This is a genomic window from Streptomyces sp. NBC_01276, from assembly GCF_041435355.1.
Lineage (GTDB): Bacteria > Actinomycetota > Actinomycetes > Streptomycetales > Streptomycetaceae > Streptomyces.
In genome coordinates this window covers 994,622-1,018,052 of the sequence record NZ_CP108442.1, presented here as the reverse complement: position 1 = coordinate 1,018,052, position 23,431 = coordinate 994,622, and the positions used below count along the sequence as shown (strand labels likewise).

Here is a 23,431-nt window from a genome sequence, read left to right as displayed (position 1 = left end):
GGAGCCGCCGTCATGCACGACGACCGCAACATCACCGAACACCGCCTCCGCCGGGTCCTGCACGAACGCATCAAGCCCGCCGTCCGCACCCGCCCGGTCCCGCTCACCGTCGAGCGCTGGGAGGCCCCGGGCGAGCCCGTCCCCGTCGACGAGGCCCTGGCCGCCCCCTACCGGCCCTGCGCCGCCGGCGACGCGTGGGGCCCCGCCTGGGGCACCACCTGGTTCAGGGTCACCGGCTCCGTACCGGCCGACTGGGCGGGCCGTACGGTCGAGGCCGTCCTCGACCTCGGCTTCGACCGGATGATGCCGGGCTTCCAGTGCGAGGGACTGGTCCACCGCCCCGACGGGAGCGAGGTCAAGGCCCTCAACCCGTACAACGACTGGGTGCGGGTGGCCGACGCGGCGGCCGGCGGCGAACGCGTCGAGTGGTACGTCGAGGCCGCCTCCAACCCGGTCCTGGTCGACCACGCCCCCACGTACGAGGGCGACCGGCTCACCAGCGCGGATCAGCCCCTGTACCGGATCGCCCGGATGGACCTCGCCGTCTTCGAGACCGAGGTGTGGGAACTCGTCCAGGACCTCGAAGTCCTGTACGACCTGATGACCCAGCTCGACGGGTCCGACGCCCGCCGCCACGCGATCCTGAGGGCCGTCGACTCCGCGCTGGACGAGGTGGACCTCGCCGATGTCCCCGGCACGGCCGCCGCCGCCCGCTCCCGCCTCACCGCGGTGCTCGCCGCCCCCGCGAACGCCTCCGCGCACCGGATCAGCGCGGTCGGTCACGCCCACATCGATTCGGCCTGGCTGTGGCCGTTGCGCGAGACGGTGCGCAAGGTGTCCCGGACGGCGTCCAACATGGTCGCCCTGATGGACGAGCACCCCGAGTTCGTCTTCGCCATGTCGCAGGCCCAGCAGCTCGACTGGATCAAGACCCACCGGCCCGAGCTCTTCGAACGGGTCAAGAAGAAGATCGCGGACGGGCAGTTCGTGCCGGTGGGCGGCATGTGGGTGGAGTCCGACACCAACATGGTCGGCGGCGAGGCCATGGCCCGCCAGTTCCTCTACGGCAAGAAGTTCTTCCTCGACGAGTTCGGCATCGAGACGCGCAACGTCTGGCTGCCCGACTCCTTCGGGTACACCGCCGCCCTGCCGCAGATCGTCAAACTCTCCGGCTCCCGCTGGTTCCTGACCCAGAAGATCTCCTGGTCGCAGGTCAACGCCTTCCCCCACCACACCTTCTGGTGGGAGGGCATCGACGGCACCCGCGTCTTCACCCACTTCCCGCCCGTCGACACCTACAACAGCGACCTCGGCGGCGCCCAGCTCGCGCACGCCGCCCGCAACTACCGCGAAAAGGGGCGGGGTTCGCGTTCGCTCGCCCCCTTCGGCTGGGGCGACGGCGGTGGCGGCCCCACCCGTGAGCACCTGGCCCGGGCCCGCCGCCAGCGCGACCTCGAAGGTTCCCCGCGCGTGGAGATCGAACGCCCCGACGCCTTCTTCGAGAAGGCCCACGCCGAGTACGGGGACGCGCCCGTCTGGGCCGGGGAGCTGTACCTGGAGCTGCACCGCGGCACGTACACCTCCCAGGCCAAGACCAAACAGGGCAACCGGCACAGCGAATCCCTGCTGCGCGAGGCCGAGTTGTGGGCGGCCACGGCAGCCGTGCGCGTGCCCGGTTCCGGTTACCCGTACGAGGACCTGGAGCGCCTCTGGAAGACCGTCCTGCTCCACCAGTTCCACGACATCCTGCCCGGCTCCTCCATCGCCTGGGTCCACCGCGAGGCGCGCGCGACGTACGCGGAGGTACGGGAGGAACTGCGCGGGATCGTCCTGGCCGCGCAGCTGGCCCTGGCCGGGGAGGGCACCGCCGAGCTGGTCTTCAACTGCGCCCCGCACACCCGGCGCGGCATCCCGGCGGGCGGCGCGGGCGTGCCGCGGGAGGAGGGGCGGCCGGTCACCGTGGAGGAGCGGCCCGACGGCGGGCACGTCCTGGCCAACGGGCGGCTGCGGGTGGAGATCGACGGCCGCGGGCTGATCGTGTCCGCGTACGACCTTCGGGCGCGCCGCGAGGCGGTGGCCCCCGGAGGGGCCGCGAACCTGCTGCAGATCCACCCCGACTTCCCGAACATGTGGGACGCGTGGGACATCGACGCCTTCTACCGCAACCGCGTCACCGACCTCGTGGAGGTGGACGCCCCGCCCCTGGTGGAGGCCGGACCGGACGCGGTGACGGTCCGTGTCCGCCGGTCCTTCGGCCGCTCCACGGCGGTCCAGTCGATCACCCTGCGGGCCGGGGCCAAGACGGTGGACATGGTGACGGAGGTGGACTGGCGTGAGAGCGAGAAGTTCCTCAAGGCCGCCTTCCCGCTGGACGTGAAGGCCGAACGGTCCGCCTCCGAGACCCAGTTCGGGCACGTGTACCGGGCGACCCACACCAACACCTCGTGGGAGGCGGCCAAGTTCGAGATCTGCGCGCACCGGTGGATCCACGTGGCGGAGCCGGGGTGGGGCGCCGCCGTCCTCAACGACTCCACGTACGGCCACGACGTGACGCGCGACGTGCGGCCGGACGGCGGACAAACCACCACGGTCCGCCTCTCCCTCCTGCGGGCCCCGCGCTATCCGGACCCGGAGACCGATCAGGGCGTCCACACCCTGCGCTTCTCGCTGGCGCCGGGCGCGCGGATCGAGGACGCGGTGCGCGAGGGCCACGCGCTGAACCTGCCGGAACGGGTGGTCCCCGGCGCGGGCCCGGTCACCCCGCTGATCGCGGTCGACGAGGACGCGGTCGTCGTCGAGGCGGTCAAACTGGCAGAGGACCGCAGCGGCGACGTGATCGTCCGCCTCTACGAATCCCGCGGCGGCCGCGCCACCGCCACCCTCACCCCGGCCTTCCCGATCACGGCGGCGGTCGAGAGCGACCTCCTCGAACGCCCCCTGGACGGCGCGGCGGTGGGCGCGCCGGCCCCGGACGGCGCCACCGTCCTCACCCTGCGCCCGTTCCAGATCGTCACCGTCCGGCTGTGCCGCCGCCGTGAGTAGGCTGTCCGGATGAACGAGATCGACACAGCCCCCGACCGGGACGCGTGGCGCGCCGACTTCGAGGCCCGCGTCCTGGCCGGGTACCGGGCCGCCGGATGCTCGGATCCACTGGCCCGGGCCCTGCTGGAGCGGGTGGTACGGGGGATCGACGACTGGACCGTGGCCACGGACGGCACCGGCTGGATCGCGGTCGAGCTGAGCGGCGGCACCGGCGGCACCGGCGGCACCGGGGACGACGGGGGAGCCGGGGGATCCGGGGCGACGGTCGGCCGGATCCACGACCTGACGGCGGCGCAGGGGCGGCCGTGGGCCGAGCGGTGGTGCGCCGAGCGGGGCGCGGAGCGGGTGGAGGTGCGCCTCACGGGCGGTCCGGGAGCGTTCGCCGACTACCCCCTCCGGGGGCGGAACATGATGCGCGCCGCAGCCGAACGGCCCGAGCTGCCGACGGGCCTGACGGTCCGCCTGCTCACCGAGGAGGAGTACCCGGGCTGGTTGGCCGGGGAGCAGGCCGCGTACGTCGCGGACATCGTCCGGTCCGGCGCGCTGACCCCGGACCAGGCGAAGGCGAAGTCCGACGAGGACTTCGCCCGCTACCTCCCCCAGGGTTACCGGACCCCGGATCAGACCTTCTACGCGATGGAGGCCGAGGGACAGGTGATCGGCACCGGCTGGGTGAACCACGGTTTCCTGCCGGGCGTGACCTTCGGCTTCTCACTGGAGGTCTACGAGGAGCACCGCGGCCGGGGTTACGGCCGGGCCGCGATGGCCGTCGGTGAGTGGGCCACCCGGCAGGGCGGCGACGAGGCGATGATGCTCAACGTCTTCGGCGGCAACGAGGTCGCGATGCGGCTGTACGACAGCGCCGGCTTCACGGTGCTGGAGGAGTTCCGCTCGATCGACCTGTAGCACCTCCGCCGGTGCCCGCGGCGGCCCTCCAGACCTCCGGATCGTGGCGGCGGTTGCGGTGTCCGGCGGCCAGTACGGTGCGCAGCGGTGCCGCGTGCGGGGTGCCGGCCGGGAGTTCCAGCCGGTCGAGCAGGACGAGCGCCCCGGCCGGGTCGAGGTCCCCGTAGACGTCGTGATAGCCGAGCAGGAGGGCGCGGAAGACCGCGCGGCGCAGCCCGGGGACGTCCGCGGCGGCCCGGAGGGTGGGGGCCTTGGCGTCCCACGGGACCGGGCCGGAGTTCTCCAGGACCCGGCGGGCCCGGCGCAGCAGCGGCTCCGGCGCCCCGGGCACCAGCCGCTCGCGGTCTTCGCCGAGGACCTCGGCGAAGGCTTCCGCCGAGGTCCCGTGGTCCTCGAACCAGGTGTACCAGAGGGAACAGAGGAGGGCCTCGCACTCCGGGACGGCCTCCAGCCGGCGCCGGTAGCCGCCCCACAGCGCCTCCGCGGGAAGCGGGCCGTCGGCGCCGGTGTGGGCCTGGTGGATCTGCCCGATCACCAGGACGTGGTCGCCGAGCACCTCCATCAGCCCCATGGCCACGCGCAGCCGGCCGGCCGCGTCGAGTTCCTCGTCGGTGAACGCCATGCAGCCGAGGCCCTCGGCGACGTCGTCGCGGGTCAGCGTGGCGGCCGGGGGCTCGGCGTCGTACCAGGTGTCCTCGCCGGTCTGGGTGATGCCGTCCTCGGCCAGCCACCGCCGGGCCGTTTCGGCGTCCGGGAGCTCCCTGAGGAACTCCGCGACCACCGCGGTGAATTCACGGGGTGCCGCGGCGTGGATCAGGTGTCCCACCGGGATGGTGCGCAGGCGGGCGTCGGGGATGCGGCGGACCAGTTCGGCGGCGCCCTCCGCCGGTACGTGGCTCGTCGGGCCGCCCGCCACCACGAGGGTCGGGGCCGTGATCCGCCCCAGGCCCGCCAGCCAGGCGGGGTCCGGCCGGTCGAGCTCGGCCCGGACCGCGAGCACCATGTCCCAGTCGAAGGGCAGCTCCCCCTCGGGGCGGACCGGTGCGGGCGCCTCCCGGGGCAGCGGCGCGGGGGCGTCCTCCAGGACCAGCCGGACCACCCGCCAGGGCCGCGTCTGCGCGACGAGGTGGGCCACGACCCCGCCCATGGAGTGGCCGACCAGGTCCACCCGGTCCAGGCCGAGGGCGTCGAGGAGGCCGATGACGTCGTCCCGCATGAGTTCCAGGGAGTACGCGCCGGGCCGGTCGCTGTGGCCGTGCCCGCGCAGGTCCACGGCGTACACCCGGCGCTCCCGGTCGAGGACCTCCCGTACGGGGGCCCAGTCGCCGGCGCGTTCGCCCAGCGCGGGCAGCAGGAGCAGCGGGTCGCCGTCCGGAGGGCCGGAGACCTCGTACGACAGGCGTATCCCGTTCACCGTCACCGTGTGCCGATCGATCATCCGGCAGACGCTACCCGTGCCGGCGCCGTCCGTGAACTGCGCCACAGGGGGTGATGGCGCGGGCCCGGGGTTGCGGGCTCCCGGCGGCGACGGCGCTCGCGCGGGCCCCTCCCTGGTTATGCACCTAGTTGCAAAACCCGTCCCTCCTCGCTAGAACAGGTCCATCACCCCCGCGCGAGGAGACGCCCACCCATGAGCCCGTACCCGCACCTGCTGAGCCCGCTCGACCTCGGGTTCACCACCCTGCCGAACCGCGTGATCATGGGCTCGATGCACACGGGCCTCGAAGAGCACGCGGGCGGCTTCGAGCGCCTCGCGGCCTTCTACGCCGAGCGCGCCCGCGGCGGCGCCGGTCTGATCGTCACCGGCGGCATCGCCCCCAACGACGCGGGCCGTCCCTTCGAGGGCGGATCCCGCCTCACCACCGAGGAGGAGGCCGCCGAGCACCGGGTGATCACCGACGCCGTGCACGCCGAGGGCGGGAAGATCGCGATGCAGATCCTCCACTTCGGCCGCTACGCCTACCACAAGGACCTGGTCGCCCCCAGCGCCATCCAGGCCCCCATCAGCCCCTTCGTCCCGAACGAGCTGACCGACATCGAGGTCGAGCGCACCGTCGAGGACTTCGTCCGCGCCGCCCGCCTCGCCAAGCTCGCCGGCTACGACGGCGTCGAGATCATGGGCTCCGAGGGCTACCTGGTCAACGAGTTCATCGCCGCCGCCACCAACAAGCGCACCGACCGCTGGGGCGGTGCCTACGAGAACCGCGTGCGCTTCCCGCTGGAGATCGTCCGCCGCACCCGCGCCGCCGTCGGCGAGGACTTCATCCTCATCTACCGCCTCTCGATGCTCGACCTGATCCCCGGCGGCTCCACCCTCGACGAGGTCGTCCACCTCGCCAAGGAGATCGAGGCCGCCGGTGCCACGATCATCAACACCGGCATCGGCTGGCACGAGGCCCGCATCCCCACCATCGCCACCTCCGTCCCGCGCGGCGCCTACACCTGGGTCACCAAGCGGCTGATGGGCGCGGTCTCCGTACCCCTCGTCACCAGCAACCGCATCAACACCCCCGAGATCGCCGAGGAGATCCTCGCCGACGGCCGCGCCGACCTGGTCTCGCTGGCCCGCCCCTTCCTCGCCGATGCCGACTTCGTCGCCAAGGCCGCGGCCGGCAGCCCCGAGACCATCAACACCTGCATCGGCTGCAACCAGGCCTGCCTCGACCACACCTTCAGCGGCAAGATCACCAGCTGCCTGGTCAACCCGCGCGCCTGCCACGAGACCGAACTCGTGCTCTCCCCGACCCGGACGAAGAAGCGCGTCGCCGTCGTCGGTGCCGGTCCGGCCGGGCTCGCCTGCGCCGTCTCCGCCGCCGGACGCGGCCACGCCGTCACCCTCTTCGAGGCCTCCGGCCACATCGGCGGTCAGCTCGACGTCGCCCGCCGGATCCCGGGCAAGGAGGAGTTCGAGGAGACCATCCGCTACTTCGGCAACCAGCTGACGGCGAGCGGCGTCGAGGTCCGCCTCGACACCCGCGCCGACGTCGAGAGCCTGACCGGCTACGACGAGGTGGTCATCGCCACCGGCGTCACCCCGCGCACCCCCGCCATCGAGGGCGTCGAGCGGGACGGGGTCGTCAGCTACCTCGACGTCCTGCGCGACGGCGTCCCCGTCGGCGAACGCGTCGCCGTCGTCGGCGCCGGGGGCATCGGCTTCGACGTCGCCGAGTTCCTCACCGACAGCGGCGAAGGCGCCTCCCAGGACCCCGCCGTCTACTTCCGGCACTGGGGCGTCGACACCGCGTACGCCGGTCCCGGCGGGCTCACCGCCCCCGAGCGGCCCGCGGCCCCGCGCCGGGTGACCCTCCTGCAGCGCAAGACCACCAAGGTCGGCGCCGGCCTCGGCACCACCACCGGCTGGATCCACCGCGCGGAGCTCAAGCACCGCGGGGTGGTCTCCGTCGCCGGCACGACCTACGAGCGGATCGACGACGAGGGCCTGCACATCACCGTCGACGGCGAGCCGCACCTGGTCCCCGCCGACACCGTCGTGCTGTGCACCGGACAGGAGCCGCGCCGCGAGCTCCACGAGGCACTGCGCGCCGCCGGGATCGAGGCCCACCTGATCGGCGGCGCCGACGTGGCCGCCGAGCTCGACGCCAAGCGGGCCATCCGCCAGGGCACGGAGCTCGCCGCGCGCCTCTGAGCCCCCGGGACAAAGGAGTTGTGGCGGTCCGGGCGGGGCCGCCACAATCTCCGGGTGACGCTGACACCGGCAGACGCGGACAAGATCCTCCACGACAACTTCGCCCCCTGGGTGCTCGCCCTCGGACTCACCGTCGAGGAGACGGGCGAACGGCACGCCGTCCTGCGGCTGCCCTGGTCCGAGACCCTGGCCCGGGACGGCGGCGGACTCAGCGGCCAGGCCCTGATGGCCGCCGCCGATACCGCCACCGTCATCGCGATCAGCGCCGCGCGCGGCGCGTACGGCCCGATGACCACCGTCCAGCAGTCGACGAGCTTCCAGCGGCCCGTGACCGGCTCCGACGTGCTGATCGACGTACGGATCACGAAACTCGGCAAGCGGATGGCCTTCGCCGACATCACCATGACCCCCGACGGCGGCCGGGAACCCGCCGCCAAGGCCTCCACCGTCTACGCCCTGCTCGGGTGAGCGGGGGCACCGGCCGACCGGATCGGGATCGGGATCGGGAACGGGATCAGGGGCCGGTCAAGCTGAGCCGGAACAGGGACTTCACCGTCTTCTGGCTCGGCCAGGCCCTGTCCGTGCTCGGCGGCTCCGTCTCCCTGCTGGCGCTGCCCCTGCTGGTCTTCGACGCCACCGGAGACGTGGGCCAGCTCGGGCTGCTCACCGCCGTCTCCGGGGCCACCGGGATCCTCACCGGCACCTTCGCGGGCTCCGTGGTCGACCGGACCGACCGGCGGCGGCTGATGATCGGGTGCGACCTGCTGCGGGCCGTCCTGCTCTGCGCGCTGCCCCTCCTCTGGGCGGTCACCCCGCGGATCTGGGTGCTCTACGTCCTGACCGTGCCGGTGGCCGTCCTCAAGACCCTGTTCGACGTGGCGTACGTGACCGCCGTCCCGGGCCTGGTCCCGCCGCGCGACCTGACCGCCGCCAACGGCCGCCTGATGAGCACCTTCGCCTTCGGGACCCTCCTCGGGCCGGTGGCCGCCGGGCTGATCACCACCGGCGCCGGCGCCGGCTGGGCGCTCGCCGTGGACGGGGCCACCTTCGCCGTCTCGGCCGTCACCCTGCGGTGGGTGCGCTTCGGCCGCCACGGCGACGGGGAACACCGCCCGGCCGCGGGCGGCGGCTTCCGGGAGAGGTTCCTCGCCGGGTTCCGCTTCCTGTGGGCGCAGCCCGTGCTGCGCTCCCTGACCGTCCTGCTGACCCTCCTCACCTTCGTCACCATGGGCGCCACCGACCTGCTGATCTTCCGCGTCCGGCACGACCTCGGCCGCTCCGCCGCCACCCTCGGCTACGTGATCGCCGTCAGCGGCCTCGGCGCCGTCGCCGCCGCCTTCGCGGCCGGGCGGCTGCGCCGCGCCCTGGGCTTCGGCACCTGCTGGCTGGGCTCCGTCGCGCTGATCGCTCTGGCCGTCGTGGTCACCGGGGTCAGCGGGAGCGTGCCGGTGGTCGCGGGGGCGGCCGTGGTGTTCATGTTCGGGCTCACCCTCGGCGGGGTCTGCTCCATGACCCTGCGCCAGGAGATCACCCCCGAACCGCTGCTGGGTCGGGTCACCTCCGCGTTCTGGACGGTGCACAACGCCGCCGGGCCGGTCGGGGCGGCCGTGCTGACCCTGCTCGCCCGCCGGCACGGGGTACCGGCGGTGAGCCTGGCCGCCGGTGCCCTGTGCCTGCTGATCCTCGGCGCCGGGCTGCTGACCCCGCTGCGCGGCAGCCGTCCCGGCCCCGGGGGCACGCCTCCGGAGGCCACGGGCGCGCGCCCGGGACGCGGGTCCGGGATCGCGAGCCCTTAGCGGGAGCCCGTGGCGGGAGCGGGCGGAGCCGGGTCCGGGTCAGAAGCGCTGCGGCGCCGCCGGGAACGGAAGCGGCAGCGGCAGCGGGCGCTGCGGCTGCGGCTCCGCCCCGCGTTCGCCCCCGGCCGCGGGCGTCCGGCAGGTCACGTCCTCGGCCGGCAGCCGGCCCGAGGACAGGTAGGCGTTGACCGGCGCGTTCGCACAGGACCTCGGATCGGCCAGGTAGACGCCGTGCCCCTCGCCGCCCATCGCCAGCACCATCCGCGAGCCCTTCAGTGAGCGGTGCAGGCCCTGACCGCTGACCAGCGGGGTCTGGGAGTCCCACTCGTTCTGCACGGTCAGGACGTTCGCCCGGGTCCTCATCGGCGTCACCGCCTCCCGCGGACGCCCCCAGAACGCGCACGGCTTGATGGTGGAGGCCATGTCCCCGTACAGCGGGTACCGCTGCTTGTCCTTCACCGCGTCCCGCCGGTACTGCTCGGGATCGCGCGGCCAGGCGTCGGTGTCGCCGCACACCACCGACCAGAAGACGGCGGTGCCGGTGTCCGGGGCCGGCCCGGAGGGACGCAGGGCCTTCATCAGCTCCGCCGCGGACGGGCCCGGCGGCCGCGGCCCGCCCTCGGCCGCCGCCTTGAGCGCGCTCACGAGCGGGGCCGCCGTCGCCGGGGAGAAGAACAGGCCCCGGGCGGCCCGGATGTCGTCCCCCGTCAGCTTCTGCCCCTCCAGCTCGATCGGGTCGCGGTCGGCGCGCGCCATCAGGTCCCAGAAGGTCCGCGACACCGCCTCCGCGGTGGTCCCCAGGTGGTACTCGCCGTCCCGCTCCGCCGTCCAGCCCGCCCAGCGCCGGAACGCCGGTTCCGCCTCGGTCGCCCACACCTGGATCATGCCGCGCCAGGCGCGTTCGGGGTCGACGCCGCTGTCCAGGACGAAGCGGTCGGTCCGCTGCGGGAACATCTGGGAGTACACCGCGCCCAGGTAGGTCCCGTACGAGTAGCCGACGTAGGAGACCGTGCGCTCGCCCAGCGCCGCGCGGATGGCGTCCATGTCGCGGGCGGTGTTGCGGGTGGTGATGTACGGGATGACGTCGCCGGCCTTCTCCCGGCACTTGTCGGCCACGGTGCGCGCCCAGGCCACGTCGGAGGCGTAGGTCTCCGGCCGGTAGGCCCGGTCGAGGTTCTGTTCGGCTTCGGTGAGTCCGCAGGTGATCGGAGAACTCCGGCCCACCCCGCGCGGATCGAAGCCGATCAGGTCGTACCGCTCCCTGACCTCCTTCGGCATCGACTCCTCCACCATCAGCGGCAGGTCGAGGCCCGTCCCGCCGGGACCGCCCGGGTTCATCAGCATCACCCCGTGCCGTTTGGCGGCGTTCGGGGTCTTGATGCGGGATATCGCGAGATCGATCCGCCGGCCCTCGGGCCGCCGGTAGTCGAGCGGGACCTTGATCGTCGCGCATTCGTACGAGGCGGGCTGCCCCGGGTCGCACCGGTGCCAGGAGGGCTTCCGGGGAGGGTGGTAGTCGGCCGGGGCGGCGGCCGCCGGGTTCGCGGACAGGAGGGGGAGGGCAGTGGCGAGGAGACCGGCGGCGGTGAGCAGGGGCGCGAAGCGCGGTACGCGCGGATGCGGGCTGAGGCGCACGGAGAGCCGTTCCTTTCGGAGAGAGGGGCGGTTCCCCGCTCACGATGGAGGACGCGGCGTCCGGGCGAATCAGCCCTCAGGGCGGCCCTCGTGCTCCTCACGAATGAGCAGAATTCCGGACAACTGGCCGACTCGCCGCGCACCTTGACGCCTCGTTCGCAGGGTGCCGCCCCCGCGCCCGAGGCCTCGGCCGCCGCCGGGCTACAGTCGCGCCATGCGCATCGTCTCCCTGCTGCCCGCCGCCACCGACATGATCGCGGAGCTCGGTCTCACCGCCGACCTGGTCGGTCGCACCCACGAGTGCGACTGGCCGCCGGGCGAGGTGGAGGGCGTACCCGTGGTCACCCGCGCGCAGTTCACGGCCGAGGAACTCAGCAGCCGGGAGATCTCCGACGCGGTCGGCGGGGCCGCCCACTCCGGCTCCTCCCTCTACACCCTGGACACCGGGGCGCTCGCCGCACTCGCCCCCGACGTCGTGCTCACCCAGGACCTCTGCGACGTCTGCGCCGTCTCCTACGCCGCGGTCTCCCGCGCGGTGCGCGTCCTCGATGCCGGCTCCCGCGTACTGAGCCTGGAACCGCGCACCCTCGACGACGTCCTGGAATGCCTGGTCACCGTCGGCGACCTGCTCGGCGTGCGCGCGGAGGCGGAGCGGAGGCGGGACGCGCTGCGCGCCCGGCTCGACGAGGTCGAGAAGCTGACGGCGGGACGGCCCCGCCCCCGTGTGGTCACCGTGGAGTGGCTCGACCCGCTCTGGCCGGCCGGACACTGGGTCCCGGACCAGATCGCCGCCGCCGGAGGGGAACCCCTGCTCGCCGCGGCCGGCGAGCACACCGTGCCGATGACGTGGGACGCGGTCCGGGCGGCCCGTCCCGACGTGCTGTTGGTCCTGCCCTGCGGTTTCGCGCCCGAACGCACCCTGCGCGAGAGCCACTTGCTGACGGAGCTGCCCGGCTGGGCCGAGCTGCCGGCCGTCCGCGCGGGCAACGTCTGGGTGCTCGACGGGCCCGCGTACTTCAACAGGCCCGGCCCACGTGTCGTACGGGGCGCGGAGGTGCTGGCGCACGTCCTGCACGGGGTGCGGGCGGGTGAGCCGGTCACCGCGGCCGAGGCGCGGCGGCTGGGCTGAGCGGGCGGGCCGACCCCGCCGCACCGGGGCCGGACCCGGTGCGGCGGGGCGTCAGTGGCCGTGGGCGGAGGAGGGGTGCTCCGCGGGGGAGTGCTCCGCCGCCGAGGGGACGGCCGCTGACGGGCCGGCCGCTGACGGGCCGGCGGCCGAGGGGGAGTGGCCTTCGTGGGAGGTGCCGGTTTCGAGGGTGCCGCCCAGCCGGTCGTGCACAGCGGTCAGGGCCTGTGCCGACGGGCCGGTGACCACCCAGCGGTCGCCGACCAGGTAGACGCCGCCGTAGGTCCGGGTCTCCGCCAGCCAGGAGCGCAGGCCCTGATCCGCGGCGAAGGTGGTCACGCTGTAGGCGCCCTGCGCCGTCTCGCAGGCTCCCTGGCGCAGTTCGTCCGCCTCGACGCTCAGCTCGGCGGTGCAGCCCAGCACGCCGGCGATCTCCTCCACGGAGGTGCCGGGGGCGGCCGGGGCGGCAGGGGAGGCCGGGGCGGCCTTCGCCGCCGGTACGGAGCCGGCCGCCGCGTCGGCCCCGTACGGCGGCCGGCTCTCGCCACAGCCCCCGCACAGCAGCGAGGCGCACATCACGGCAACGGCCGTCAGCAGGCGGCCCGTCGGTCGGTCGGTGGACGGCATGGGACAACCTCGCTGACGGATCGGGAAGGGGGTCGTGGTGCCCGACGGGGAGGGGGGCCGGGCACCACGGGATCGGGGGTGCGGGCCGCTCTATCCGGCCGCCTTCGTCTTCTTGCCCTTGTCGGTCACGGCGAACCAGAGGCCCTGCTTGTTCTGCCCGTTGATGTCCCCGGGTTCCTTGTCCCCGGTGAATGTGTAAACCGGCCAGCAGTCGATCGTCAATTGCTCCGAACCGTCGGGCCGTTTCACCGATCCGACCAATCCGGAGGCAATTCCGTTCACCTTCGTCTTGTCGATCGCGGGAGCCGGTTTCCAGGTGTCGAGGCAGGCGTCGAGGCAGCCGAATTTCATCGGCCAGGCGCTGTCCTTGTCGAACCGGTAGAGGGTGCGCCCCTGGGCGTCGGCGAGGATCGGACCGAGCTGCGCGTTCTGCCGCACCGACAGCGAGACCTGCGGCTGGGCGGGCGGCTGTTCCGTCGAACCGGAGCCCATGTCCATGCCCGCTCCGGCGCCCATGTCCATGCCCCCGCCGCCCGCCCCCTTGGACGCGGTGGACGGCTTCCCGTCCGGGCCCAGCGCGTGCCAGGTGCCGCCCACGCCCTCGCCGAGCGTGTCGCCCGCCTTGGTGTCCTTCGCGTAGCGGTACACCGGCCAGCCGCCCAGCGTCAGCTGCCGGGTGCCGTCGGCGCGGGTCACGGAACCGAGCAGGTCCGCCTTGACACCCGCTCCGGCGGAGACGTCGTCCGCCGACACCGCCGGCCAGGCCTTGGCGCAGTCCCCCTCGCAGTTCGACTTGGGCGGCTTCGCCGTGTCCTTGTCGAAGCGGTAGAGGGTGAACCCCTCGGCGTCCGTGACCACCGAGCCCAGGTCCGCGGCCTCCCGTACCTTCAGTTCCCCGGCCGCCCCGCCCTTGCCGGCCGCCGCGGCCCCGCCGGCCGGCGCGGCCCCGGTATCGCTGCCGTACCCCGGCAGCGACCCGGAGCCGGAGCCCGAGCCGTAGGCGTCCAGCGCCTTGCTGTCGCCCACCGGCTGCACCGAATCCCCCTTGGCGGAGGACTTGTTGTCCGAGAGCCCGCACCCGGCCGTCAGCAGCAGTACCGCGACCGCCGAACCGGCGAGTATTTCACGGCGCATTCTCTTCACGGTCTCTCCTTCGGTTTGGATCCCGCGTTCTGTTCGCATTGCCTGAGTAATTGATACGGGGCCCGGAGCCCCCCAAACGAATATCCCGGGGAATTTGTCAGATCGCGCCAAGAATGAACTCGGGGGTGGGGCGGGGCCGTGCGCTGCTCATTCCTGGATGCGCAGGGCGAGCGCCGGGCAGCGCCGCACGGCGCGCAGGGCCTTGGGCCGCAGCCGCTCCGGCACCGGCATGGAGGCCTGTGCCGGATAGCCGTCCGCGTCGAGCCGTACGACGTCCGGCAGGACGTCCACGCACAGCCCGTGCCCCTTGCACAGCGTCCAGTCCACGACCAGCCGCTCCGGGCTCTCGTCGTCGGGCAGCGGCAGCGCCCCCAGTACCCGCCGGCCGCAGCCGCTGCCGAGCGCGTGGTCGCGGAACTCGTCGGGGAAGGAGGCGAGGGCGGAGGCCACGAAGTGCGAGGTGCCGTCCGGGTGGCTGCACGCCCCGCGTCTGCGCACCCCGAGCATCCGCGCCTCCACCGCTTCGAGGGCGCTGCGGCCCCCGCCCGCGACGGCCGCCTCCAGTACGTCGGCCAGCGCGGGCAGGCCCCGTACGCAGGGGCCGCACTGGCCCGCCGTCTCGTTCGCCATCCAGCGCGTCACCCGGGCCACCTCGCCCGCCGGACAGGTGTCCTCGGGCAGCGGCAGTACCGCGCCCGCCCCCAGTACCGCACCGAAGGCGGCGAGGGACTGCCGGGACACCTCCGCGCCGAGGGCCGAGCCGGGATCCAGCCAGCGGCCGTGGTAGCCGCCCACCAGCACGCCCTGCCCGGGGCGCAGGCCGCACAGCTCCAGGACGTACGCCAACGACGTCCCGGTCGGGGCCTCGATGACCGTCGAGCCGGCGACGGTCAGCAGGACGGTGCCCGGTTCGGACGGCAGCCCGGCCGACCGGTAACCGGCGGCGCCGAGCCGCGCGGCGACGGCGAGCTGGGCGTAGGTCTCGGTGTTCGACAGCAGGGTGGGCACCCCGCCGAGGCCGCGCTCGCTGGTGCGCACCCGCTGCCCGGACGGCAGCGTGGGGCCGCCGTTGAGGCCGTTGATCATCGCGGTGCCCTCGCCGGTGACGAACCGCTCGGGCAGCAGCGCCACCCGCACCTGGCGCCCGCCCCGGCCCCGTTCGGCGACGGCGTCGCGCACCGAACGCTCCACGTCGGGGCGGGTCACGGCGATCACCACGTCCTCGGCTCCGACCGCGGCGGCGGCCAGCAGGGCCCCGTCGAGCACCAGGTGGGGGGCGTGCAGCAGGAGGGCCTTGTCCTTGAGGCAACTGGGCTCGCCCTCGCTGCCGTTGACGACGACGGCGGTCAACCCGTCGCGTCCCCGGGCGGACTGGGTGACCGCGCGCAGCTTGCGGGCGAAGGGGAAGCCCGCCCCGCCGCGGCCCCGCAGGTCGATGTCGGCGGCGAGGTCGACGAGTTCGTCCGGGCGGTAGCGGGGCAGCGGTCCGTGCGCGGCCTCGTGGGCGTCGCGGTCCAGCCGCGGGAAACGGTCGAGTCCGGTCAGCAGCCGGGGGGTGCCCACGCAGCCGAGGCCGGGGCGCGGCGCTTCGCTCACCGCCGTCCCTCCCGCCCGGCGAACGGGCCGAAGCCCGTGGCGGCCCCGGCGTCCGCGGCCGGGCCGGGTGCGTAGGCGGCGGCGTACGGGGGGTGCTGGGGCTGGGGCGGCACCGCCTGCATGGCCTGGGTCACCGGCACCGCCTGCATGGGCTGGGTCACCTGCATGGCCTGCATGGGCTGGGCCAGTTGCACCGTCTGCATGGGCTGGGTCACCTGCACGGCCTGCGTGTCCTGGGTGAACTGCGCGCCCTGCCTGACGGGTGCGGTCGCCTCCGCCGGCCGCACGGAGCGTTCGGGAGCACCCGCCGGCCCGCCGCGGCGCAGCCCCGTGAGGGGCACGTCCCGTACGGAGTAGCCCCGGGAACGGGGGCCGCGGGCGCTCCGGGTGGCCGCGACGGACTGCGGGGCGCTCGCCGGGGCGGACCCCTCGCGCCTGCGCCTGCGCAGCCGGACGGCGAGCAGCCCCATCACGCCGGCCACGCCGAGGACGTAGGCCACCGTCACCCAGAGGTCGGCGGCACGGCCCGCCTTGAGCCCGTGCACGAGGGAAGCCCCCCACGCCGGGTACGCGCCGATGTGCAGGGCCCGCCACCACATGGAGCGGCGATTGGTGGCGAACACACTACGCAGGGCGCCGGAGACCGCCACGCTCACGAAGAGATATCCGGCCAGGGTGCCGAGGCCGATGACGACGGGCCGGTTCGCGTCGGTGAACGGCACCACCGCGGACGTCGCGCCCGTGTGGCCCTCGGCGACCTTGACCCATATGTGCAGGGCGAGGAAGCCCAACCCCGCGACGGCCAGCCCGCGGTGCACGCCCTGCGCGAGCAGCCGGTGCCCCGATCCGAGGAGTACCCGGTCGGTGGCCACCAGCCCCCACAGGACGGTGGAGGTGAGGGAGACGAGCGAGAGCACGCCCGACCCGAAGTCGAGGAAGTCCCACAGATGGGTCAGCGCGCCCGCGCGCGCCGCCACGATCAGGGAGACGAGAGCGGCGAGGGAGGCGCAGACCACGCTGGTGCGCAGCCGCCCCGCGACGGGCAGAAGCGGAGGCCGCCGGACGGCCCGTTTTCCCGCGGCCGGTGCCACCGCGGCGTGGCGGCTCCCGCGTCGGGCTCTGTGGGAGCGGGGCATGTGAGGCTGGGGCAGGGGCATCCAGTTCTCCTGTGCGCCTGGGCTCCGAGCACTCCACCTGGCGCTCGGCGCCCGGGAGTTGTGGTCGATGGTGGCCGGCAGCGCTGTGGAATTCCCACGTCGGCCGAAGGGCTCGGGGCCGGAGTGCAGAAGCATCGTGGAGCTACGCAGCATCTCCACAGGATTTATCGAAACGTGATAATTTCTCGCACCCCGTCTCCGGTGCGTCGAACGAGCCCGGAGGATTCCCCTCCAGTGGAGGTTGTGACAGGCCACCGCACCCCTCGCCGTCTACGCGTCCCCGACGGCAAAATCAAGGCAAACCCGCGGGATCGAAGGTGGCCGGAACCGTCCAGGAGGGCGTGTGGTAGCTGCAACTGTCGTCACAGGCAAGGTCGTTGGCGAGGCAGGCGACCTTGGCGGGCCTGTCGCTCCTGCACCGGACAGGCCTCACCCCGGCAAGAACGAGGAAACGATGTGCGAACTTCTGAACCGCATCTGGTCCCGCCCTCGCGGCGAGTGGACCCGTGTCCTGCGCAGGGAACTCCCCGCGCTGGCCGGGGAGATAGTGGAGGAGCTTCTGCATGGAATTCCCGGATTTTCCATACTTGTCGATGACAACGATGCCATCGATGACGAAATTCTCCGACAAGCGGTGGAAGACGCCCTTCTCGCCGCACTTGGGTACCGCGACGAGCCACTACGGGACGCGGCGCACGACGGGCCCGGCACGAAGACCCCGGACGAGGTCGAGGACCGGCACGACGTGGCGTCGGACGCCGTCCACGGCGGCCGGCACGAGGACGTACGAGGCCCCGGACTCTCGGAGGTGCGCGAGCACGGTCACGGAAGCGGAAGCCTCGGTGGAGGCGCCCACGGGGGCCACGGGCACAGCACTCACGCCCACGGGCACAGCACTCACGCCCACGGCCACGACGGTCACGCCCACGGTCACGACGGTCACGCCCACGGCCGCCCCGACGGCGACGGCCCCGCGCCGCACGACGAGGCGGCCCCCCATGGAGGCGCCCACGGCGCCCGCCCGGAACCCGCGGCCCCCCGCGACCGGGCCCGCCAGGAGCTGTTCAAGGCCCTCACCGACGACCGCGTGGCCTCCCACGCCTCCCTCACCGAGCTGTCCGAGGCGGCCGGCTGGCCCCTCCCGGTGGCCGTACGGGCCATCGCGCTGGCCACGCCCGGCGAGACCCAGCAACTGGCGGCCGTCCTCGACGACGCCCTCCCCGGCATGTTCGCCGGCCGGCCCTGCCTGCTGCTCCCCAGCCCCGACCCGGACACCCGGGCCGCCCTCGAACCCCCGTTGCGCGGCCGGTTCGCGGCCGTCGGCCACGCGGTCCCCCTCCGCGACACCGCCTCCTCACTGCGCTGGGCCCTGCGCCTGCTCACCCTGACCCCCAACCGCGGCGGCCCGGACGCCCGCGCCGTCTTCGTGGACGACCACCTCTCCACGCTCCTGCTGCTCCAGGACGAACCCCTGGCCCACGCGCTGGCCGCCCGCTGGCTGCGCCCCCTCGCCGACCTGACCCCGCGCCAGAGCGAGCGCCTGGAGGTCACCCTGCTGGCGTGGCTGGAGGGCGGCGGGGCCCCCGAGGCGGCCAAGGCCCTGAGCGTGCACCCGCAGACCGTGCGCTACCGCATGCGGCAGCTGGAGAAGCTCTTCGGACCCGGTCTGCGCGATCCGCGGACCCGCTTCGAACTGGAGATGGCCCTGCGCAGCCGCCGCCTGATGGCCCAGGTGCGCCGCCAGCACTCGCGGGTGGGCCGGCGGACGGCACGCGTCGTCACCGCCGACTTCACCCCCCTGGTCGTCGGACGGATGGCCCGGGTCAACGGCCTCTGAGCACCGCGCGGACGCGCCGCCCGTGAACCGGAACCGCCCGGCCTTCCCGTACCACGGGGAGGCCGGGCGGACGCCGTTCGCGCACGGAAGGGCGAGCGGCCCTACGCCGGTGCGGGCGCCGGGGCGCCGCGCAGCGTCGCGTTGAGGTCGAGCAGCTCCGCGTAGGCCCGCGCGCACGGGCCGCACCCCGCGAGGTGGCGGACCAGCCCCCGCGGGCGCTGCGTACCGCCCCGCCGGACCGCCGTGCCGAGCATGCCGCTGTAGTGGCCGCACCGCCCGCCGCCCGCCGCCGCGTCCAGATGGGCGCCGAGGTACGCCTCCCGCAGCCCCTCGCGTGCCCGGAACGCCAGCGAGTTCACCGCGCTGGGGGTGATGCCCAGCCGCGCCGCGATCCGGTGCGGGGACTCCTCCTCCACCAGCGTGTGCCACAGGACGGTCTGCCAGCGCACCGGGAGCGCCCGGAAGGAGCGCGCCACGAGCCGGCGGTCCTCGTCGGCCATCACCTGTCCCTGGGGGTCGCCGCCGGGCGCCTGCCGGCACCAGGAGTCGCAGTCCGCGGTCAGCAGGGTCCGTCCGGCGCGGTCGCGCCATTCCATCGCCGTGTGCCGGACCACCGCCAGCAGGTACGCGCGCCAGGGCCCGCGGGGCCCGGAGCCGGAGCGGACCGCCTGGAAGGTCCGCAAGAACGCCTCCGACACCAGGTCCTCGGCGTCCTGCGGGGTACGGCAGCAGGTGCGCGCGTAGGCGAGGGCGGCACGCCGGTGCCGCCGGTAGAGGAGCTCACGCACGGCCGCCTCCTCGGCATCGCCGCCGGGCAGGCGCAGGCGCCGGGTGAGTTCCGCGTCGGGGGGCGGAGGGACCTGCTCCTCCTCCGGTGGGCGTGGACGTGGACGTGAACATGTCCGCGGACGGTCCGCGGTGTCGCGTGATCCGGGCATCGCACTCCTCCTCGCCGCTTTCGGCACCCGTACGCGCGGCCGCGGGCACCGGACGCGTACGGGTACGGACGTACGGACGTACGGACGTACGGGCGCCGGCCCGGGACGAGCCCCGGGCCGGCGCCCGTCCCGGACGGCGTCAGCGGCAGGTGCGCCCGCCGTTGATGCAGCTCACGGCCTTGGCCATGAGCCCGTTCGACATGACGTTGATGAAGTCGCCGTGGTCGGTCACCGGCTTGTGCAGCTGCTCCGGGAAGCTGTCGACCGCGAAGCGGGCACCGGGCGCGACCCCGTAGGTGATCCGCTGCACCAGCTGCGGGATCGCGGCGAAACCCTTCGGGCAGCGGCCCGCCTTGTCCGCGAAGGCCACGTGCGTACGGTGGTTGGCGCTGTCGGTGTTGCGGCCGTCCCAGCAGCTCTGGAAGGTGAAGGTGCGCACCACGTCGCTGCCCTTCGGACAGATCGGGTACTTGTCCTTCAGCTGCCGGTCCTCGAAGCCGGTGCAGCTCCACGAGGCGTTGGCGTTGGCGGTGCCGTTGGTGAAGGCCTTGGCGTCACCCGTGATGATGCGCAGGAACCGCGGCATCGCCTTGACCTGGCCGACGGGGCTCCCCTTGAAGTCGATCGTGACCTGCTTCGGCCGCAGGATCGTGCCCACGTTGGCGTCCTGTCCGCCGCCCGGGGCCTTGGCGTCCCGCTCCGCCTTCCCGTCGCGCAGCCGCAGCACCGGCCAGTAGTAGGCGGACTGGTCGCCGTTGCCGCAGGTCGTTCCGGAGGCCGCGAGACTGTTGTTGGAGGAGAAGGCGTTGGTCGTCTTGTTGCCCACGTAGTCGTGCATGTGGTGGGCGCCGTTGGAGACGCCGGGGGCGACGATGACGTTGTCGGGGTTGAAGTGGCCGTTCTCGTTGCGCCCGCACTGCGAGGAGAACGAGCCGGTGGAGGCGCCGCGCCCGGCGGCGGGGGCGTTCACGTTCGGCCGCACCTTGGCGATGTTGACGAAGTCGCTCTGGGCGGGACCCCGTTTCTGCCCGATGCTGCGCGCCGCGTCGGGATCGCGCGCCGGGTCGGCCGCGGCGGCGACCGCCGCGTCGGCCGCCGCGCCGACACCGGGGTCGGCCTCCGCGGGAGCCTCCTTCATGGTGCATCCGCTCAGCGCGTCCAGCCCCTCGGGGCGTCCGGCGGAACGGCCGATCACGTCGGACACGCGCCGGATGGTGGTGGAGCGCTGGTCCTTGAGCCGGCCCAGGAGCGCGTCCTTCTGGACCTTCTTCTTGCTCACCTGCCCGGCGGCGAGCTGCCGGTAGGCGTCGGCGACCTGGCCGTCGAGCTGGGCGAGGTTCTGGTCGACCTCGGCCCGCGCCTGGTCGGGTACGTCCGTGAGCCGGTCGCCCACGTCCGGACAGTCGATGGTCGCGGTCACCTCGCCGGTGCGGCCGGCGTCCTGGCCGGCGTTCGCGTTGCCCGCGACGACGGCGACCCCGCCGCCGCCCAGTACCAGCGCGCACGCCGCGGCCAGGAGTTTCAACCGGGGGCGCCTGTGGCCCTTTTGACTCATGTGATCACTTCACTTCGTCGATCGGACGGATGAGGGGGACGACGCCCCCTGGCGGACCGGGGAGGAGGGGGAGGACGGGGCCGGGCTCGCGTCGGAGAGCGAGTCGAAGTCGACGAGCCCGCTCTCCTCCAGGACCGAGATGTGGTCCAGGACCGTGGTGTTGGCCGAGGTGGCCAGGGCACGCACCATGGAGTTCCGGGTCTGCGCCCGGACCTGCGCCACCAGCTGGAACACCTTGCCGTGCGCCCGCCGCAGCAGCTGCACGAACAGCCGCTCGTACTCGTTGCCCTGGGCGGCCGTCATCTGGTCGAGCCAGCCCTGCTGCTGAGCGTTGGGCCGGTCGGGGAGGTCGATGCCGAGGGCCTGGCCGACCTGGAGGACCTGGCGGTCGAGGTCGGTGTGGCCCATGACGAGGTGTTCCCCGGCCGTGCGCACGGAGGGGCGCGTCCCGCGCTGCTGGGCCTGTCGCCCCGCGGGCAGCTCCCAGAGCCCGGCGAGCCGCACCTTGCGGACGAAGTCCCGGTCGGTGGGGGTGAGCGGCCCGTACGCCGTGCTCATGATCCCGGCGCCGTCGTCCACGATCCCCGCTGCCGGTGCCGCCGCTCCCGTGGTGGCCGCCGAGGCGCGGTCGCCGTACTTGGCCACGGGGATCAGCAGCGCGATCAGCGTGACGGCCAGGGCACTGATGACCAGGCCGCTTCCGATCGTGTACTTCGTGGCCACCGACAAGCCGCTGCCGGATCGCCGCCGGAATGACAGCACATTGCCTCCTTGCTCCGTGGTCCTGCAGGAGAGTCGGGGCCGTGCCGGCCGCCGGCGCGTGCCGTGCGGTTCACACCCGCACATCCGGCTCTCCTGGGGTGCCACGGGACGCTAGTGCCCGGTGTGGCGTCAGGGAGGAAGGACCATCACCATCGGATAAACATCCGGGCAACTCCTCGAAAGGCTGCTATCTTGCGGCGTTCGACCTTTCAACAGCCGCCTGTTGCAGGGCTGTTGTCCCGGCGTGCGGTCACAGCACCGCCGCGACGCCGTAGCCGGCCCCGGTGATCGCGTCCCTGATCAGGACCTCGTCCAGCGGCTCGCCGCTCACGGTGACGGTCTGGGCGCCGAGGTCCACGGCGACGCCGCTCACCCCGGGAACCAGGGCCACTTCGCGGGTGAGCCGCTCGGCACAGTGCCCGCAGCTCATGCCGGTCACGCGGTAGCGCTGCTCGGTCATGGCTTCTCTCCTCCGGTCGGCGGGACGCGCGGAGGCCCCGGGCGCCCTCCGCCACGTAGTCGCACCGGACCCCGTCCGGGTGCCCGCGCGGATGCCCCGAATCGAGGGAAGGAAATAGCATCAAGCGGGTGCTTGTAGACAAAAGCCACTTCGATCATAATCCGCGTGGCGGGTTCTCGGGCTCGGGTCCCCTGCGGGCGCGCACCTGCCCGCCGCCACGTCGTGACGAACGAGAGGAGCCGGCCGGGGTGTCGAGCGCCGGTGGGTACACGGCCCTGCTGCGGACCGCTTCCGTGGGGGCGCTGCTCGCCGTCGGCTTCGCAGCCGTCTCGTGCGGCGCCGACGGCGGCGCGGCCGCCACGGGCGGCGAGGTCACCGTGGTCTACGAGGATGACACGATCAAGCCCGAGGACCGGCACGCCGTGGACGTGGTCCGCAGGTCCGGCGTGCTGGAGCAGGCCGCCGACTGGGTGAACGAGGCGCTCGTCCTCCCGCACGACCTGGTCGTGAAGGTCACCGACAAGGTCCCGCCCGGGGTCACGGACGCGGTCACCCAGCCCGACGGCAGGACGATCTTCATGACGGCGGCGTTCCTGACCGAGATCGAAAAGGCCCTCGGTGACGTGGTCAAGACCGTCAAGCGTCCTGCCCCGCTCCCCGCGGACGAGTTCAACGCCGACGACCTGACCGCGGCTTCGACCCGGTTCATCTTCGGTCACGAGCTGGGCCATGCCCTGCAGCGTCAGCTGATGCTGGCCAACCTCGGCCTGGAGGAGGACGCCGCCGACGGGTACGCGTCGTTCTCCACCATCAACCAGGTGGGAGCCGGCCCGACGCTGGCAGCCGCGGTCCTGTTCGACGAGATCGCCCGCAGGGAGGGCCGGCTGACGCTGGAGGGGCTCTCCGGCGATCACCCCGTCACCCAGCAACGGGTCTTCAACTTCCTGTGCTACCTGGAGGGGAGCGACCCGAAGAAGTTCCACGCCCCCCTGGTCGCCGCCGGCTACCTGCCCAAGACCCGTGCCCCGTTGTGCCCGCAGTCCTGGGCGATGCTGGACCACGGCTGGTGGACCCAGCTGCAGCCGCATTTCACCAAGGCGTTCAAGCGCCGGGGCGACGAGCGGCAGAAGGAAGCGCGCGAGCGTCTTATCGCGGAGACGAAGGCCTTCGAGAAGCGGCTCGACGAGCTGCGCCGCGAGCAATGA

The 23,431-nt window shown here is 73.5% G+C and carries 18 protein-coding genes; 8 read left to right on the top strand and 10 right to left on the bottom strand.

What is annotated here, in order from left to right:
• The first annotated feature begins 12 nt into the window (after positions 1-12).
• A complete protein-coding gene (locus OG295_RS04140; RefSeq protein WP_371675593.1) occupies positions 13-3,042 on the top strand; it encodes an alpha-mannosidase in 3,030 nt (1,009 codons plus the stop codon).
• 9 nt (positions 3,043-3,051) lie between these two features.
• The gene (locus OG295_RS04135; RefSeq protein ID WP_371675592.1) at positions 3,052-3,948 is read left to right on the top strand and encodes a GNAT family N-acetyltransferase; all 897 of its coding nucleotides are present in this window, start codon (positions 3,052-3,054) and stop codon (positions 3,946-3,948) included.
• On the opposite strand, the gene OG295_RS04130 is transcribed toward OG295_RS04135, so the two are convergent.
• Positions 3,911-5,386 carry an alpha/beta fold hydrolase gene (locus OG295_RS04130; RefSeq protein ID WP_371675591.1) on the bottom strand — a complete coding sequence of 492 codons (1,476 nt, stop codon included), beginning with the start codon at positions 5,384-5,386 and terminating at the stop codon, positions 3,911-3,913. The genes OG295_RS04135 and OG295_RS04130 overlap by 38 nt on opposite strands.
• Positions 5,387-5,578: 192 nt before the next feature.
• Between OG295_RS04130 and OG295_RS04125 the strand changes: the two genes are divergently transcribed.
• Genes OG295_RS04125 through OG295_RS04115 form a run of 3 tightly spaced genes read left to right on the top strand, consistent with a single transcriptional unit; the run spans position 5,579 to position 9,390 of the window.
• Positions 5,579-7,594 (top strand): FAD-dependent oxidoreductase, encoded by a 2,016-nt coding sequence (locus tag OG295_RS04125; RefSeq protein ID WP_371675590.1) that lies wholly within the window; start codon positions 5,579-5,581, stop codon positions 7,592-7,594.
• 54 nt (positions 7,595-7,648) lie between these two features.
• Complete coding sequence (locus OG295_RS04120; RefSeq protein WP_371675589.1) at positions 7,649-8,062, top strand: PaaI family thioesterase; 414 nt, start codon at positions 7,649-7,651, stop codon at positions 8,060-8,062.
• Positions 8,059-9,390, top strand: a complete 1,332-nt coding sequence (locus OG295_RS04115; RefSeq protein WP_371675588.1) for an MFS transporter — start codon at positions 8,059-8,061, stop codon at positions 9,388-9,390. The genes OG295_RS04120 and OG295_RS04115 overlap by 4 nt, the downstream gene beginning before the upstream one ends.
• Before the next feature lie 39 nt (positions 9,391-9,429).
• On the opposite strand, the gene OG295_RS04110 is transcribed toward OG295_RS04115, so the two are convergent.
• Positions 9,430-11,025: an alpha/beta fold hydrolase gene (locus OG295_RS04110; RefSeq protein ID WP_371675587.1), complete on the bottom strand. Its 1,596-nt coding sequence runs from the start codon at positions 11,023-11,025 to the stop codon at positions 9,430-9,432.
• A gap of 214 nt (positions 11,026-11,239) precedes the next feature.
• Here OG295_RS04110 and OG295_RS04105 point away from each other — a divergent pair, with 214 nt between their 5' ends.
• Entirely contained in the window at positions 11,240-12,154 is a 915-nt protein-coding gene (locus tag OG295_RS04105) for a cobalamin-binding protein (protein WP_371675586.1), read from the top strand.
• A 51-nt stretch (positions 12,155-12,205) separates the two neighbouring features.
• Here the strand turns inward: OG295_RS04105 and OG295_RS04100 are convergent, their stop codons facing one another.
• The 4 genes from OG295_RS04100 to OG295_RS04085 form a co-directional block, all read right to left on the bottom strand.
• Complete coding sequence (locus OG295_RS04100; protein WP_371675585.1) at positions 12,206-12,778, bottom strand: hypothetical protein; 573 nt, start codon at positions 12,776-12,778, stop codon at positions 12,206-12,208.
• A gap of 90 nt (positions 12,779-12,868) precedes the next feature.
• On the bottom strand, positions 12,869-13,912 hold the full coding sequence (locus OG295_RS04095; protein ID WP_371681101.1) for an SCO0930 family lipoprotein: 1,044 nt from the start codon (positions 13,910-13,912) through the stop codon (positions 12,869-12,871).
• A gap of 156 nt (positions 13,913-14,068) precedes the next feature.
• Positions 14,069-15,517 carry an NADH-ubiquinone oxidoreductase-F iron-sulfur binding region domain-containing protein gene (locus OG295_RS04090; RefSeq protein ID WP_371675584.1) on the bottom strand — a complete coding sequence of 483 codons (1,449 nt, stop codon included), beginning with the start codon at positions 15,515-15,517 and terminating at the stop codon, positions 14,069-14,071.
• Positions 15,514-16,674, bottom strand: coding sequence for a hypothetical protein (locus OG295_RS04085; protein ID WP_371675583.1), 1,161 nt, complete (start codon positions 16,672-16,674; stop codon positions 15,514-15,516). Before OG295_RS04085 ends, OG295_RS04090 begins: the two co-directional genes overlap by 4 nt.
• Positions 16,675-17,308: 634 nt before the next feature.
• On the opposite strand from OG295_RS04085, the gene OG295_RS04080 reads away from it, so the two are divergent.
• Entirely contained in the window at positions 17,309-18,511 is a 1,203-nt protein-coding gene (locus OG295_RS04080; RefSeq protein ID WP_371675582.1) for a PucR family transcriptional regulator, read from the top strand.
• 101 nt (positions 18,512-18,612) lie between these two features.
• Here OG295_RS04080 and OG295_RS04075 read toward each other — a convergent pair whose 3' ends face one another.
• The 4 genes from OG295_RS04075 to OG295_RS04060 all read right to left on the bottom strand — a co-directional run bounded on the left by OG295_RS04075 (position 18,613) and on the right by OG295_RS04060 (position 22,226).
• Positions 18,613-19,299, bottom strand: coding sequence for an RNA polymerase sigma factor (locus tag OG295_RS04075; RefSeq protein WP_371675581.1), 687 nt, complete (start codon positions 19,297-19,299; stop codon positions 18,613-18,615).
• A 289-nt stretch (positions 19,300-19,588) separates the two neighbouring features.
• Positions 19,589-21,004: a DUF1996 domain-containing protein gene (locus OG295_RS04070; RefSeq protein WP_371675580.1), complete on the bottom strand. Its 1,416-nt coding sequence runs from the start codon at positions 21,002-21,004 to the stop codon at positions 19,589-19,591.
• A 9-nt stretch (positions 21,005-21,013) separates the two neighbouring features.
• Positions 21,014-21,766, bottom strand: a complete 753-nt coding sequence (locus tag OG295_RS04065) for a DUF4142 domain-containing protein (protein WP_371675579.1) — start codon at positions 21,764-21,766, stop codon at positions 21,014-21,016.
• Positions 21,767-22,016: 250 nt separating this feature from the next.
• Positions 22,017-22,226 (bottom strand): heavy-metal-associated domain-containing protein, encoded by a 210-nt coding sequence (locus OG295_RS04060; protein ID WP_371675578.1) that lies wholly within the window; start codon positions 22,224-22,226, stop codon positions 22,017-22,019.
• Positions 22,227-22,474: 248 nt separating this feature from the next.
• Between OG295_RS04060 and OG295_RS04055 the strand changes: the two genes are divergently transcribed.
• On the top strand, positions 22,475-23,431 hold the full coding sequence (locus OG295_RS04055; RefSeq protein ID WP_371675577.1) for a DUF4344 domain-containing metallopeptidase: 957 nt from the start codon (positions 22,475-22,477) through the stop codon (positions 23,429-23,431).